This is a genomic window from Bacterioplanoides pacificum, from assembly GCF_042648445.1.
GTDB classification, from domain to species: Bacteria; Pseudomonadota; Gammaproteobacteria; order Pseudomonadales; family Oceanobacteraceae; genus Bacterioplanoides; species Bacterioplanoides pacificum.
On record NZ_JBHRYB010000001.1, the window covers coordinates 702,869 to 718,728 of the forward strand.

At 51.8% G+C, this 15,860-nt stretch carries 13 protein-coding genes; all 13 read left to right on the plus strand.

The genetic code is table 11. The features are described 5' to 3' along the window. The first annotated feature begins 15 nt into the window (after positions 1-15). A complete protein-coding gene (locus ACFOMG_RS03200; protein ID WP_376864764.1) occupies positions 16-837 on the plus strand; it encodes a CheR family methyltransferase in 822 nt (273 codons plus the stop codon). A 177-nt stretch (positions 838-1,014) separates the two neighbouring features. Continuing rightward, positions 1,015-1,413: a flagellar basal body rod protein FlgB gene (gene flgB, locus ACFOMG_RS03205; RefSeq protein WP_376864765.1), complete on the plus strand. Its 399-nt coding sequence runs from the start codon at positions 1,015-1,017 to the stop codon at positions 1,411-1,413. A 2-nt stretch (positions 1,414-1,415) separates the two neighbouring features. Beyond that, positions 1,416-1,862 carry a flagellar basal body rod protein FlgC gene (gene flgC, locus ACFOMG_RS03210; protein ID WP_376864766.1) on the plus strand — a complete coding sequence of 149 codons (447 nt, stop codon included), beginning with the start codon at positions 1,416-1,418 and terminating at the stop codon, positions 1,860-1,862. A 10-nt stretch (positions 1,863-1,872) separates the two neighbouring features. Next, positions 1,873-2,667 carry a flagellar hook assembly protein FlgD gene (locus ACFOMG_RS03215; RefSeq protein WP_376864767.1) on the plus strand — a complete coding sequence of 265 codons (795 nt, stop codon included), beginning with the start codon at positions 1,873-1,875 and terminating at the stop codon, positions 2,665-2,667. 35 nt (positions 2,668-2,702) lie between these two features. Further along, a complete protein-coding gene (locus tag ACFOMG_RS03220) occupies positions 2,703-6,344 on the plus strand; it encodes a flagellar hook-basal body complex protein (protein WP_376864768.1) in 3,642 nt (1,213 codons plus the stop codon). A gap of 468 nt (positions 6,345-6,812) precedes the next feature. Then, a complete protein-coding gene (locus ACFOMG_RS03225) occupies positions 6,813-7,559 on the plus strand; it encodes a flagellar basal body rod protein FlgF (RefSeq protein ID WP_376864769.1) in 747 nt (248 codons plus the stop codon). 23 nt (positions 7,560-7,582) lie between these two features. After that, positions 7,583-8,368 carry a flagellar basal-body rod protein FlgG gene (flgG, locus tag ACFOMG_RS03230; protein WP_376864770.1) on the plus strand — a complete coding sequence of 262 codons (786 nt, stop codon included), beginning with the start codon at positions 7,583-7,585 and terminating at the stop codon, positions 8,366-8,368. Between the two features lie 8 nt (positions 8,369-8,376). Further along, on the plus strand, positions 8,377-9,069 hold the full coding sequence (locus ACFOMG_RS03235; RefSeq protein ID WP_376864771.1) for a flagellar basal body L-ring protein FlgH: 693 nt from the start codon (positions 8,377-8,379) through the stop codon (positions 9,067-9,069). 9 nt (positions 9,070-9,078) lie between these two features. Beyond that, positions 9,079-10,167, plus strand: a complete 1,089-nt coding sequence (locus tag ACFOMG_RS03240) for a flagellar basal body P-ring protein FlgI (RefSeq protein ID WP_376864772.1) — start codon at positions 9,079-9,081, stop codon at positions 10,165-10,167. Continuing rightward, entirely contained in the window at positions 10,164-10,466 is a 303-nt protein-coding gene (locus ACFOMG_RS03245) for a hypothetical protein (protein WP_376864773.1), read from the plus strand. Before ACFOMG_RS03240 ends, ACFOMG_RS03245 begins: the two co-directional genes overlap by 4 nt. A 124-nt stretch (positions 10,467-10,590) precedes the next feature. Further along, positions 10,591-11,595 (plus strand): flagellar assembly peptidoglycan hydrolase FlgJ, encoded by a 1,005-nt coding sequence (gene flgJ / locus ACFOMG_RS03250; RefSeq protein ID WP_376864774.1) that lies wholly within the window; start codon positions 10,591-10,593, stop codon positions 11,593-11,595. Between the two features lie 14 nt (positions 11,596-11,609). Beyond that, entirely contained in the window at positions 11,610-14,591 is a 2,982-nt protein-coding gene (gene flgK, locus ACFOMG_RS03255; RefSeq protein WP_376864775.1) for a flagellar hook-associated protein FlgK, read from the plus strand. 28 nt (positions 14,592-14,619) lie between these two features. Next, positions 14,620-15,858: a flagellar hook-associated protein FlgL gene (gene flgL / locus ACFOMG_RS03260; RefSeq protein ID WP_376864776.1), complete on the plus strand. Its 1,239-nt coding sequence runs from the start codon at positions 14,620-14,622 to the stop codon at positions 15,856-15,858. Positions 15,859-15,860: the final 2 nt, after the last annotated feature.

A 15,860-nucleotide genomic window follows, 5' to 3' on the forward strand; every position in this document is an offset into this window, starting at 1 on the left:
GAGTTAAGCGCGGACATGACGCTGACAATTTCACCGGATGAGTACAACCGTTTTCGCCAGATGCTGGAGACCTCCAGTGGCATTATGCTGGGCGAAGGTAAAGAATATCTGGTCACCAGTCGCTTACGGCGACTGCTGGAACGGGAATCGCTGACTTCGGTTGCTGAGCTGCTGAAAGTGATGACGACTAACCGCTCGTTACAGGAAGCGGTGGTTGACGCCATGACCACCAACGAAACTCTGTGGTTCCGCGATGATCACCCTTACCGGATTTTCCGGGAGAAGTTGTTGCCGGAAATGGCCAAAACCCGGAGGCCGGTCAAAATCTGGTCGGCAGCCTGTTCTACCGGTCAGGAACCGTATTCTCTCAGTATCGAAATTGAAGAATATAAACGCAAAAATCCCGGAGTACTGGTGGCGGGTGAGCGTATTGTGGCAACCGATATTTCGGCCAGTGCCCTGGCGGCAGCTAAGGAAGGACGTTACCAGCAACTGGCGATTCGCCGGGGTATGAGTGATCAGTACCTGAAAAGTTATTTCAGTCAGCTGCCGGACGAAAGCTGGGCAATTAACAGCCAGGTGAAAAGCCGGGTCGATTTTCGTGCTCAGAATCTGCAGCAGAGTTATAGCCTGTTGGGGAAGTTCGACATTATCTTTTGCCGTAATGTACTGATCTATTTTTCCGCTGATTTAAAGACCGATATTCTCAAACGCATGCATGCCAGTCTGAACCCGGGTGGTTACCTGATGTTGGGGGCATCTGAGGCGATGAATAATCTGCAGGATTACTACGAGATGGTGCAATGTCATCCGGGTATTATCTACCGCGCAAAATAACCTTTCCGATACTCGGATGGCATTTGCCGCTGCTTGCCGCAGCGGCAATTTTTTGTCCGCTATTGCCGCTGAACTCTGGCACTATATTTCTGTAAGTCACTGAAGAACAAGTAAAAATAAAGTTGGCATTCACTTTGCTGTTAGTTTTATACGAACAACAACGGCAATGGCAACGATATGGCATCTATCAACTTCGATAACGCATTAGGACTGCATGCTTCAGCCCTGCAACTACGGGCCGCGCGTGCTGAGATCCTGGCCAATAATCTGGCCAATGCCGACACCCCGGGGTTTAAATCACGGGATATTAATTTCCGGGAGGTGCTGGCCGGCGAAGTCGAAGCGCGGCAAAGCGTTGCCGTCGAGCGGACACATACCGGCCACCTGGCAGGTCGTAGTCAGGCTGAGCAGCAACTGTTGTACCGTAATCCGACTCAGCCATCGATCGATGGTAATACGGTCGACAGTCAGATCGAAAAAGCCCAGTTCGCAAAAAACAGTATGGATTACAACACCACTTTTGAATTTCTCAGCAGCAAATTCAAAGGTCTGCGCAACGCTGTGCGGGGAGAATAATTATGTCACTGACTAACGTATTTGATATCGCCGGCTCCGGCATGAATGCTCAGTCGATTCGCCTGAACACCACCGCCAGTAACATTGCCAATGCTGAGAGTGCGTCCAGTTCGGTTGAGGAAACTTACCGCGCCCGTAAGCCCTGGTTTGCGGTTATGCAAAAAGAGTTTATGGCAGTTAATAAAGACGGTGAATTTCAGCAGCTCAGCGGTCAGACCGGTGTGGGTGTTGAGGTCAGAGGTATTGTCGAAAAAGACGCACCGTTAAAGCCGCGCTTTCAGCCGGATCATCCAATGGCCAATGAAGACGGTTATGTGTATTACCCCAACGTTAATATCGTCGAAGAAATGACCGATATGATGTCGTCTTCGCGCAGTTATCAGACCAATGTTGAGGTGCTGAAAACGGCGAAGCAAATGCTGCAACGTACTTTAACTCTGGGACAATAAGGAGCTGACGATGGCTGTTTCCAATGTTGGTGATACCTCAAAAGTTCTGGAGCAATATCAGAATCAGAACAAAGAGAATACCAAAACCGGTGATAACGAGCTGGGTAAGGACGCGTTTCTGGAATTGATGGTTGCCCAGCTGAAAAATCAGAATCCGTTAAAACCTACCGATAACCAGGCGTTTGTGGCTCAGTTAGCACAGTTTTCGACGGTTGAAGGTATCGGCCAGCTGAATGACACCGCTGAGAATCTCACCTCTCGTTTTAATTCCGCCTCCGCACTGCAAGCTTCCAGCATGGTTGGCCAAAACGTCATTGTCGAAGGTAATGACACCGGCCTGTTGCTGCAGAACGGCATCGTAAGCGGTTATGCCGAAGTACCGGGCAGTGCCAGTAATATCCAGTTGCACATTGAAGATGCTAACGGTCAGTTGCTGGAGCAGTTTTCGCTGGGCAATCGTGGCGAAGGCCCGATGTCGGTGCGCTGGGACGGTCTGAATCTGATGGTGGATGGTGAAGTGGTGCAGTTTGACGCCAGCAAGCTGAATCGCCAGGAGTATCTGAAAGATGAAGACGGTGAGTTCGTGACCGATGACGAAGGTAACAAGATCATGCTGCCCTACTCACCGGGTGAATATAAGTTTGAAGTCAGCGCGACGATTTCCGGTAAATCGGAACAGCTGAATATGGAAATGAGCTCCCGGGTTGATAGCGTCACCATGGGAGCGGGTGGCCAGGTAACGCTGAATCTGACCGGTGGTCAGAAAGCGGGAATGGATCAGATTAAACAGGTTCTGAGTTCGTAACTCAGGCAGACGAAAAATCCGGCAGGAGATAAAACATGGCATTTAATATTGGTTTAAGTGGAATTCGTGCTGCCTCGACCGACCTGGAAGTGCGTGGTAATAACATCGCTAACGCCAGCACCACGGGCTTTAAACATTCGCGCGCTGAATTTTCAGACGTTTATACCACCACTTTATTAGGTACCGGGGTACAGCCGGTGGGCAGTGGGGTCACGGTTGATAACGTGCGTCAGCAATTCAGTCAGGGCAATATCAGCGGCACTCAAAACTCGCTGGATATGGCGATTGATGGCAACGGCTTTTTTGTACTGAACGATCGTGGTTCGGTGTCTTACACCCGCTCGGGAATTTTCTCGCTGGATAAAGACGGTTATGTGGTCGCTAATAACGGTTCCCGGCTACAGGGATATGAAGCCAATGCGAATGGTGTGGTTAATGGCGTATTGGGTGATATTCAGATCCAGGTGGCCAATCAGCCGCCACGCTTGACCTCGCTGGTTTCTGCCATCGTGAATCTGGATGCCGGTGAAAGTGTGCTGCAGGAGCAGGGGCAGCGGCTGGTATCGAATGGTCTGGCCATTGGTGCCGCTGATGCCGGTATTATTGAATCGACCAGTTCCGTGCTGGCAACCTCCGGCCAGCCGACCAGCGCCGGGCTGCCGGCTCAGGTGGCATTTGCTACCGATCTGGCGACGGTCGCTACCGCCGGTTATGGCGCCATTGCCATGGATATCGACATCGGTGATGGCAACGGCGTGCAAACCGTAACGCTTAACGGTGTGGCCGCCGGCAGCACCGTGGCCGATGTGCTGAACGATATTCAGTCATCCCTGGACGGTGTGTTTGGCTCCGGCCAGTTGCTGGCTTCACAGCAAACACCCGGTGGCGAGTTGCTGATTTCCCGTGCCGGTTATAACGCCACGAATGGCACCAGCTTCAGCATCAGTAATACCGCCGCCTGGGACACCGCCTTTGGTGCCAGTGGGGCGGTGGTGGCCGGTACCGAAGGGTCACGGTTATTTGTGGGTTCTAACCCGCTGACGGCTGATTTCCGCAGTGTACCGGGTACATCCACAACAACCCGTACCACGGCGACGCCGCCGCTGAATATTGTTAACAGTGACCCGGGCGAGTTTGCGGTATTACCGGCCAATAACGTCTACGGCGCGCTGGATATCAGTACCGGCAGTGGCAATGTATTGGCCTTTACTATCGCTACCGAAACCGGTGCAACTTATCCGATAAACCTCAGTGAAGCGGCCTGGCAGGGCGCAGCACCAGGTTCCGGTTATGCCACGCTGGATGTGAATGATGCGGTGGCTCAGATCAATACACAGATCACCGCAACCGCCGGTGCCGGTGCCGAAGAAGTGGTGGCGGTCAATAATGCCGGCCGGATTGAATTCCGGGTTCAGGGCGCGCCAGCGGTACCAGGCAGTGCCGCCAGCCGGGGCGACTTTGTGCAGATCGCAGATAATCAGGTATCGTCGGTTAATCTGTCATTAACCAATCTGGGCTTCCTCACTGGTAACCGGTTTGACGGCGGTGAAGAGCCGGTATTAGCCAACAATGAATTCCAGCTGGAAGTAACCAGCACCACCGGCAACGCTGGTGGTCCGTTCACTATCACCATTCCACCGGCGGCGTATGCGTCACTGGATGACGTGGCGATTGCCATTCAGCAACAGATTGACGTATTTATCGGTGCCGCTGGTATTGCCGGTAAAGTCAGTGTTGATGCGGTGGGCGGCCAGTTGGTATTTACCAATACCCGTACCGGTTCCGGCGAAGGGTTATCGCTGACCGCCACCGCAGGTGAGCCGCAGGCACTGGCTGCTCTGGGACTGGACAGCATGTTTGTGGTGGCTGGTCAGAATGAAATTGACCGCAGTAATAACTTCCGTATCAACCTTACAGTGCCCGCTCCGGACGAAGAAAACCGCAGTGGTTCGGTGTTGATTTCGCTGGATGAAGAATACCGCTCAGTGCAACAGCTGGCGGCCAGTATTAACCGTCAGCTGAACAGTCAGGACTCCGAAAACTACATCGGTGTACGCGCCGAGGCAGTAGAGATTGAGCCGAATGTGGTGCCACCTGAGTTTAAACTGCGTCTGGTCGCAGTTGAGTCTGGTGAGGCGTCGATTATCTCCATCAGCGATGTGACCGCCAATGGTCCGGACATCAGTGCTGAAGAAATGTACGGTTTATTGCAGATTGATCCGGCAGACAATGCTTTGCTGACGACCGGGATCGCCGGAGTCAGTAATGAGTATCCGGAGCAGAAAGTGACCCTGACCGGACCGGATGGTGAAGAAACCGTGATTACCATTCCGGAAAATGCCGAAGCCAATGAAATTGTCTCGATATTTAATAAACAACCCGGGGTAACCACGTCGGCATTAACCACCATGACGATCCCGCTGTCGGGCTATAACTCGCCCGGCAATGATATGTCGCTGACACTGAATGGACAGGTGTTAACGGCAACCAGTATTCCGGATCTGGTGGAAGAAATTAATTCGTATCGCAGCACTACATTACCGGGCTTTAATGCCACCACCAATGATGCCGGCGACCTGATTATCACCAACGAAATCGGTCGTGATATTAAGCTGGAAATGTCCAGCAGTGAAGTCACCGACTCGATTGTGATTCAGGGGGAAGCGAATACCGGGCCGGTTGTTCTGGGTGGTAATCCGCAGGCAGACAGCGCAGCCGCAGTGGGTGGGGTCATTACCTTTACCCTGAACGAAGGTTATAGCATGAGCCAGCCGGATCCGATGGTGTCAGGTATTTTTGGCGCTTTAACCGAAGATGAGTTCACCCCTTATACTTTAAATGCGTTTGATCCGACCGATCAGGATACCTACAACCATGCGACCTCGACCAAAATATACGACAGTCTGGGTAATCCGCATGAAATGACACAGTTTTTTGTTAAGGAACCGCTGGATCCCGATCGTCCGAATGAGCAGAACCTGTGGGTGATGTACGTGCAGATTGATGGTTACGATGTCGGGGATCCGGACGCCTCGTTGCCTTTCCCGCAAAACCTCGAGCCAACCCGTTACCGCCACGAGCTGTTCTTTAATCAGGACGGTACTCTGGATACCGAAGCGACCGGGGAAATGTACATTACCAACTGGGATCCTCGTGATGCCGATGGTGCCTTAACCGGGGCGTTGGGGTCGACCAATGTGCTGGAAGGTGGTTTGCCGCTGAGTGATCCGCCAAGCAATTCTAACTTTCAGATTGATCTGACCGGTTCTACTCAGCACGGTGGTGCATTTGCGGTCAATGAGGTGAATCAGAACGGTTATTCCACCGGTCGCTTAACCGGGCTGGAAATTGATACCGAAGGGGTCATGTTTGCCCGCTTTACCAATGGCCAGGCACAGGTGTTGGGTCAGGTCGCTTTGGGTAACTTCCGTAATCCGGAAGGGCTGACACCACTGGGTGATACTGGCTGGGCAGAGTCGTTTGAATCGGGAGTGCCGACCATTGGTTCACCGCGTACGGCTTCGTTTGGTCAGATCCGTTCATCGGCACTGGAGGATTCGAATGTGAATCTGTCGGAGGAGCTGGTGGGGTTAATCATTGCTCAGCGGAACTTCCAGGCCAGCTCAAAAACCATTGAGACGGTGGATCAGGTGACGCAGACCATTCTGCAAATCTGATCGCTGAAAACTATCTGCGTTGCTACTACGGCGTTAAAAACAGGCTCAAAATGCTCATTTATGATTTATAAACTCTGCTTTTTCGCCTGTTTTTGCCTTGTATTAGCTGCCTCGAAAAACGTTTTCAAAACTTGATGCAAGGCTGCTATTAAAAATTCTCGTGTTTAATACGATTAGTGAGGGTTGGAGCGTAGCGGTACTTTTAAAACAGCCGTTGGAACGGCGGCTCGTCACCCGAGCCAGGGATGGCGATTGTGACGAGTGTGACTAAAAGTACTGCTATGTTCTGACCTGATTGACGGGGATAGGGGCAGCGGCAAGTCCCTTCCGTTATCTTGACGGAAAGCTTGCCGCTTTTACCGTCAAAATTCCCTTTAAAACAGTTAAATCACTGAAAACTATCAAATTTTTGTCTTTGGCACGACTACTGCAATAACTCTGGAAAGTCAGAATTTTTCAGAGGTCGTTATGGATCGTGCGTTATACATCGCCATGTCGGGTGCCAAACAAAACACCTTAGGGCAAAGCGCTCATGCGAATAACCTCGCCAATGTGAATACCACCGGTTTCCGCTCGGATTACACCCAGAGCCGGGCGATGGGGGTGTTTGGTGAACATTTCCCGACCCGGGCTTATGCCATGACCGAACGTCCGGCCAGCGATTTTCGCCAGGGGCCGTTAATCGAAACCGGCCGCCGTATGGACGTCACGATTGAAGGTGCCGGCTGGTTTGCAGTGGTCGGGCCGAATGGCGAAGAAGCTTACACCCGGGCCGGTGATCTGAGTGTGGATCCAGCCGGACGGTTATTAAATGGCAATGGTCTGCAGCTGATCGGTGACGGAGGTCCGGTGGTATTGCCGGAATTCGAAAAAATTGAAGTCAGTCGTGCCGGTATCGTCAGTGTCCAGCCATTAGGCGAAGCGCCGGCGGCGGTTGCCGAGCCGGTGCAGCTGAAACTGGTTAACCCGGATGCAGCACAGCTGGAAAAAGGCGAAGACGGTTTGTTCCGTTTCCGTGATCCGGCGATTCAGGAGGCCGCGGCCGATCCGAATATCACTCTGGTGAACGGCTTTATCGAAGGCAGTAATGTCAATGCCGTAAAAGAATTAACTGATCTGATTGCGCTGAATCGTCAGTACGAAATGCAGGTCAAAATGATGAAAAAAGCGGACGAAAATTCGTCCTCTGCCACACAGATTCTGGCAGCGCAATAACCCTGAACCAAGAGGAAATTAGTATGTTACCAGCACTTTGGGTAAGCAAAACCGGCCTTGAAGCTCAGGACCTGGCGTTATCAACGGTATCGAATAACCTGGCCAACGTGGCGACCACCGGCTTTAAAAAAGACCGTCCGGTATTTGAAGATCTGTTGTATCAGATTCAGCGTCAGCCCGGCGCTAATTCATCGGCAGACAGCCGTTTACCGTCTGGTCTGCAGTTAGGTACCGGGGTACGAACTGCGGGCACGCAAAAAATCTTTACTACAGGCTCTCTGGAATTAACCGATCAGCCATTGGATATGGCAGTTAATGGCCGCGGCTTTTTTCAGATCACCCTGCCGGATGGCAATATTGCTTACACCCGCGATGGCACCTTTCATATTAACAACGAAGGGGTGGTGGTGAATGTTAATGGTTACCCACTGGAGCCGCAGATTACCGTACCGGAACAGGCGAATAAATTAACCGTCAGCAAGGACGGCATCGTGCAGGTCACGATTACCGGCGACCCGAACCCTCAACAGTTAGGGCAGATCGAAACGGTCGACTTTATTAACCCGGCTGGCCTGGAAGCGACCGGTGGTAACCTGTTCCGTGAAACCGCGTCCAGCGGTGCTCCTCAGGCCGGTATTCCCGGTGAAGCCGGATTTGGCAATATTGAGCAGGGAGCACTGGAAAAGTCCAATGTTGAAGTGGTGGAAGAGCTGGTCAAAATGATTACCGTGCAGCGTTCTTATGAAATGAATTCCAAAGTCGTTTCGGCGGCGGATGGTATGCTGCAGTTTCTGACTCAGAACGTATAGGTGATGTTATGGTGCGTTTACTGATGTTACGAATGATGGCCTTTTCCGGCGTGTTATTAAGCGCCTGCACATCGGTGCCGTTCGAAGCCGATGTCTATCCGAATGATCCGGCCTACGCACCGGTTTCGGCACAAAGCCTGACGCCGCCACCGAATGTCAGTGGCTCATTATTTAACAGCGGTTACCGCAGCGGTTTGTATACCGATCAGCAGGCACGCCGGGTCGGCGACATCATCACGGTGATTTTTAACGAGCAATACCGCTCGCGCAAATCGGCTGAAACCTCCACTGAAAAAGATTCCAGTGCCGCCATCACCCCGAACGCGATTGCCGGTATGGTACCGGGCTGGCGTAATATTGGCCTGGATACCGATTACGACAGCGCGAAAGATTTTTCCGGTAAAGGGGAGGCTGACCGCTCCAACAGTTTAACCGGCCAGATCAGTGTGTCAGTGGCGGATATTCTGCCCAATGGCATCTTAAAAATCCGCGGTGAAAAATGGCTGACTCTGAGTGAAGGCGACGAATATATCCGTATTACCGGCATGATCCGGCCGCAGGATATTACCCCGGATAATACCGTGGCATCGAGTAAAGTCGCCGATGCGCGTATTTCTTTTGGTGGTCGTGGTGCGCTGGATAATTCAACCAAACAAGGGTTGGGCGATCGTTTGTTAAATTCTCCGTGGTGGCCTTTCTGAGGTAAAACTATGAAACTTTTTATCGCTGTTTTTCTGCTGTTTTTTTCCTCATTGACGCTGGCCGAACGCATTAAGGACATCACCAGTATTTCCGGCGTGCGCAGTAACCAGTTAATTGGTTATGGCCTGGTGGTTGGCCTGGATGGTACGGGTGACAAAGCGCCGTTCACCACCCAGACGTTCCGTAACATGATGACCGAGTTTGGCATCAGCCTGCCACCTGGTGTGGATCCGAAGTTGCGCAATGTTGCAGCGGTTACCGTGACCGCAGAATTGCCGCCGTTTTCCAAACCCGGGCAACGTATTGATGTTACCGTGTCGTCGTTGGGAAATGCCAAAAGCCTGCGTGGCGGATCGTTAATTTTTACCCCGTTAAAAGGTGCCGATGGCAATATTTATGCGGTGGGCCAGGGTAATTTAGTGGTCGGTGGTTTTGGTGCTGAGGGTAACGACGGCTCCAGTATCACAGTGAACGTGCCCAGTGTGGGCCGTATTCCCAATGGTGCTACCGTAGAGCGTGCGGTGCCGTCCAACTTCGCCCGGGGGGACAGCCTGATTTTTAACCTCGACCGGCCGGATTTTTCCACCGCCAGAGCGATGGTGGAAAAAATTAATGATTTATTAGGTCCCGGCACCGCCGAAGCCATTGATGCAACTTCGATACGTGTCAGTGCGCCGCGGGATACCACCCAGCGAGTCAGTTATTTGTCGGTGATTGAAAATCTGCAGATCGAAACTGGCAAAGAACGGGCCAAAATTATTATTAATTCACGTACCGGCACCATAGTCATGGGGCAGAATGTGATGATTGAACCGGTGGCGGTGACTCATGGTAATCTGGTGGTGACCATCACGGAAGATTTTAATGTGGAACAACCCAATCCGCTGGCGGAAGGCGAAACGGTGGTGGTGCCACAAACCGAAATCAATATTGATGATGGCGGTGATAACCGCATGTTTAAATTTGCCCCGGGTGTGTCACTCGACAGTATCGTTAAGGCGGTCAACGAAGTCGGAGCGGCGCCGGGTGATTTAATGGCGATTCTGGAAGCAATGAAGCAGGCCGGAGCGTTAAAAGCGGAGTTGATTGTGATATGAACGCAGAAAAATTCTCCCGTATTAAAAACCAGTCGCTGGAGATTCAGTCACTGATCCGCCAGGGAGTGCGGCAAGGGGTCAGTGAACTGATTGATGAACGCAACCAGCTGTTGCAGCAGTGGTTTGCCGAAATGAATGAACTGATTAATCTGACCAACGAACAGCAGCTGTTTCTTGAAACCTTACTCCGGGATGAGCAGCTGTTATTAAACGAGCTGGAACAGGAGCAGGCTGACATCGGCAAACAAGCCCGTGGCCGGCGCCAGCTGAATCAATATACCCGCATTGCCGATCAATAATCCTTTCTCTGCCGGCCTTCGTTAGCGGAGGCGGCTTCTCTGTTATGTCAGTATTACGTCTGTTTGTTTTTGTGCCCTGATAGTTGGCAAACATCCTGCATATTCCACCTCAGAGGTGGAAATTATGATTCAGACACAACAACAGGCAGCCAGCGTTTATACCGATGTACACGGCTTACAAAGCATTCGTCAGCTCGGTAAACAGGATCAGGATGCCGCGCTGATGGAAGTGGCGAAACAATTTGAGTCGATGTTCCTGAACATGATGTTGTCGTCGATGCGTGATGCCAACCAGGTGTTTAAGGAAGATTCGTTGTTCAGCTCATCTGAGTCTGATTTTTACCAGAAAATGTACGACGATCAGATCTCGTTATCCTTGTCGACTTCCCAGAGTACCGGCCTGGCGGACGTGATTTATCGCCAGATGTTAAGCAATTATGGCCAATCCCAGGATAAACCGGAGCTGCAGCAGGGTGACTTGCGTCGTCACCATTCCAGCCTGGACGGAGTGATGCACCAGGTGCAGCAGGTTATTGCCGATTTGCCGGCGGAAGAAACAACCGGCCCGCAAGTAACAACACCTGTTGCCTCCGGGCGCGGTGATAAAGGGCAACAGTTTGCCACTGCGGAAGCATTTGTTGCCGCTTTGTATCCGCACGCCCGGCAGGTGGCACAACAGCTGGATGTTGATCCGAAAGCGGTGATTGCCCAGGCAGCGCTGGAGACCGGCTGGGGCAGGTTTATGATCACCGACCAGCAGGGTAATAACAGTTTTAATTTTTTTGGCATTAAAGCCGATCAGCGCTGGCAGGGTGAACGTGTCAATATTCAGACCCATGAATACCGCGCCGGGGTGCGGGTGAACGAGCGCGCCGATTTCCGCTCTTACCCATCGGTGGCAGCCGGACTGCAGGATTATGCCGAGTTTCTGCAAAGTGGTGATCGTTATCAGCAGGCGCTGGGTAAAGGTCTGGCAGCCGATCAGTTTGGCCATGCATTACAGCGTGCTGGTTATGCCACTGACCCGGCCTACGGCGAAAAAATTCAGCGGGTATCCAACAGCGATACTCTGAATCAGGCACTGAACTCCTTGTTGTCGGCGCAGCCGGCGGCGGCCACTCAGCTCTGAACAGGTAACCGACGATGGCAAGTTTATTAGATATTGGTATTTCCGGTCTGAAAGCTCACCAGGCCGCGTTATCGGTGACGGGTCATAACATCACCAATGCCGGTACGGAAGGTTATAGCCGCCAGGAAGTGAATTTTAACGAAAATAATCCGCAATACCTGGGTGGTGTGTGGATGGGCAACGGCGTGTCGGTCGACAGCGTCAGACGGGTTTACGATCAGTTTCTGACTGAACAATTACGCCGTGATACCTCAACTTTTAATCAGTTTGATACCCTGGCACAGAATGCGGGTCAGATCGACAGCTTACTGGCCGACCCGGGCACCGGCATTCAGCCCGGTTTGGAACGAATGTTTGGTGCGTTGCAGGCGTCGGTGGATGACCCTTCTTCTTTACCGGCACGGGAAGTCCTGATATCCGAAGCACAGGGGCTGGCGGATCGTTTTTCTTCCATCAGCGACCGGCTGATTGAGCAGAACGAAATTATTAATGGCCAGATGGAAGTGATTGCCGGAGAAATCACCACCATTGCCGAAGCTATTGCTGAACTGAATGAGCAGATTCAGTTTGCCACCGCATCGGCCCAGGGAAATGAACCGAATGATTTACTCGATCAGCGTGACCGTTTATTAACCAAGCTGTCTGAGCTGGTGGAAGTCAAAGTCGTACAGCAGGATAACGCCGGCGTTAATGTGTTTATCGGTAATGGACAGGCGCTGGTGATCGGTAACGATTACAACGAAATGTTTGCCGACAGTGGTCAGGCTGATCTGTCGCGCAGTGATATCTATTTCCGCAAAGGTGACGTGGTACAGAATGTTACCCGTGAAATTAAAGGGGGGCAGCTGGGCGGAACACTGGATTTTCGTCGCGAAATCCTCGACCCGACGTTAAATGGTTTAGGCCGTACCGCACTGGCGATTACCCAGACGTTTAATGAACAACATAAACTGGGGATCGACTTTGATGGTTTAAAAGGCGAAAACTTTTTTGACGATATTAATGAAGCCGCCAATACCTATGGCCGAGTGTTAGGCGACCGGGATAATGCCGATCCGGATGATCGTCTGGTATCGGTTCATATTAAAGACGCCGGTGCGTTAACCGCCAGTGATTATCAGCTGAGTTTCCCCGGACCGGATGATCAGACGTTTCGTATTACCCGGCTGAGCGATAATGAAATTATTACCACGCAGAGCCTGACCGGCGAAGTGCCGCAGAATATTGAAGTGGATGGTTTTGAAATCCGGCTTGAAGGAGGCAGTTTTCAGTCGGGGGATAAATTTTTACTGATGCCAACCCGTATGGGGTCGACCCAGGTTGAGGTAAATATAACCCGGGCTGAGCAGGTTGCACTGGCTTCGCCGATTACCACTGATGCCGCCATTGGCAACCAGGGCAGCGCCACCATTTCGGCCGGTGCGGTATACGATGCCAGCACCCGTTACCTGGCCAATAACGGCGAACTGGATCCACCGATTCTGATTCGCTTTACCTCTCCGACCACCTATGATGTGCTGGATAATACCGACCCGGGTAACCCGATTCCGTTATTCCCACCACTGATGAACCAGACATATACACCCGGCATTACCAATTCCATTTTGCCGGCCGATCAGGGGAAAACCGCGTTTACCAGTTTTGGTGGTATGTTGCCGAATGCACCAACCTATCAGCCACCGGCTCCGGCCGCTGTGGTGGATTCTGTAAATGGCTTTTTTCCTGAGCGGATTAATATCAGTTATACCAATCCGGTAAGCGGTGAAATCACCACTCAGCCAACTCTGATTACCCAGGAAAATGCCAGTGCTAAAGAAATTGCTGCCGAACTGAGTAAACGTCCCGGCGTTGAGGCTATGGCCCGTACTCAGATTCAGCTGGCTGATTTCAGCGATGACAGCAATGGCTTTATGCCCACCAATGTGTATCTCAATGGCGTGGAGTTAACGGATACCCTGGGGCCGATGCAAACCAAATACGATGAGGGTTACCCGGAGGAAGTCCCGGACCCGATGACGCCTAATTTTCTGGCCGAACGTATTAATGCCAATCGCGAATTACAGGATATGGGCATCGTTGCCCGCAGTGACGGCGAACGTGTCACGATCATTGCCCTGAATGGCGACGACCTGAATGTTGAAATCGACGGTGACGCGGGCGATGGTTTTTCGGTCAGCAATGGTGAAGATATTAACCTGAGGAGCACCGGGGAAACTCCGTTTACCCGGCTGAACGAGGTCGATGGTTACGACTTTTCTGCTGGTGGTCCTTTTAGCTATGAATTTGACGTTCCGGGGCAGGGGACTTTTGCCATTGAATTAACCGAAAATTATGCCAGTGGCGCCGATATGCTGGCCGGTATTCGTGACAAAATTGAGCAAGCCGGTGTTGTGTTACCGGGTGATCTGGATGTAACCATCACGGAAAAAGGTGGCATCCAGTTTCAGAACCGGCTGGAAATGCGCGCCACCGGGCCCAATGGCTCCAGTAAAATTACCATGGGTGGCCAGGTGAAAGTGATCACCGATCCGAACTACAGCATGGAAATTGCACCCCCCGGCAACAACCTGTTTCCGGAAAGTCCGGTGGGTGAGCCGGTGTATTTTGGTTTTGATGTGGAAATCAGTGGCCTGGCTCAGGCAGGGGATGAATTCACCATCGATTTTAATGAAGATGGTTCATCCGACAGCCGCAATGGTGCGGCGCTGGTTGGTCTGCAAAATCAGGATACCGTGTCGGGTAACACCAATTATTCCGAATCCTATGCCCGGCTGGTTGAAAATATCGGCTCGATTACCAGTCGTGCACAGATTAATAAAGATTCCAGTGAAACCCTGTTACGCAATACTGAAAATTCGGTCAGTAGTTTGTCCGGGGTCAATCTGGATGAAGAAGCGTCGAAACTGATTCAGTTCGAACTGGCTTATAACGCCAGTGCCCAGGTTATTCAGGTGGCGCGCGATATTTTTGATACCTTAATTGGCACATTCCGTTAGGAATTCAGGATAACAGGCAGGAATTATTATGCGGGTATCCACTCTTCAGACATTTAATATCGGGTTAAATAATATTCTCGATAATCAGTCCGCCGTTAATAAAACCCAGCAGCAGGTATCGACCGGCCGGCGGGTACTGACTCCGGCAGACGATCCGATTGCGTCGACCAAAATCCTGCAGCTGCAGCAGGATCTGGCCCAGCGGGAACAGTACGACCGCAATATGACGGCGGCAGAAAACCGCCTGAAACTGGAAGAATCCACGCTCGGGTCAGTGACTGATATTCTGACCCGGGTGAAAGAGCTGACGGTGAAAGCCGGAGGGGGTTCATTAACCCTGACCGACCGCCAGGCGATTGCGGCTGAGGTGTCGGAAATACAGGGTGCCCTGGTTGATCTGTTTAATACCCGCGACCCGAACGGCGAATATATTTTTGGTGGTTTTAAGGGCCAGAACCCTCCTTTTGTGTTACAGCAAAACGGCCGCTATGAATATGAAGGTGATGAAGGACAGCGTATTCTGCCGATTGGTGCATCGACCAATGTCGCCACCGGTGACAGCGGTAAAGCCCTGTTTGTTGATGTTAAAGCGGCGGATAACAGTTTCACCAGTTTTGAAAATCCGCTGAACAGCGGCACGCTGAATATCAGTCCCGGTTTTGTGGTGGATAAAGAGGCGTACACTGAGTTTTACCCGGATGACATCGTGATCACCTTTAATTCGGAGTCTGACATTACTCCGCCGGGGCCAAACTATACGGTACGGCGGATGTCGGATAACCGGGTGGTGGATGGCCTGGCGAATGAGCCGTTCAGTGCCAGTACTGAAATTACCGCAGCGGGTATCGCCTTTACCTTAACCGGCGAGCCGCAGCCCGGCGATGAAGCGCTGGTGAAGTCGACACCGAAACAAAGCATCACGGATACTATTTTCCGTTTACAGCAGGGTCTGAACCGGCTGGAAGATAATCCGACGGACTCAGCGACGCTGGATACGCTGATCGAAGACACCCTGACCAATCTGACGTTTGCTCAGAGCTCGGTATCGGAAATCCGCAGTCAGGTAGGGGCGCGGCTAAACGTGGTGGAAAACACCCGTAATTTATCGGCCGATATCGAAATTGTGAATAAAGAAGTGTTGTCGAAGTTATCCGATGTCGACTTTGCCGAAGCGGTCAGCCGGTTATCGTTGCAGAGTTTTTTGCTGGAAGCGGCACAGCAAAGTTATTCCACGATTTCACGTTTATCGTTATTCAATAAGCTGTAGGG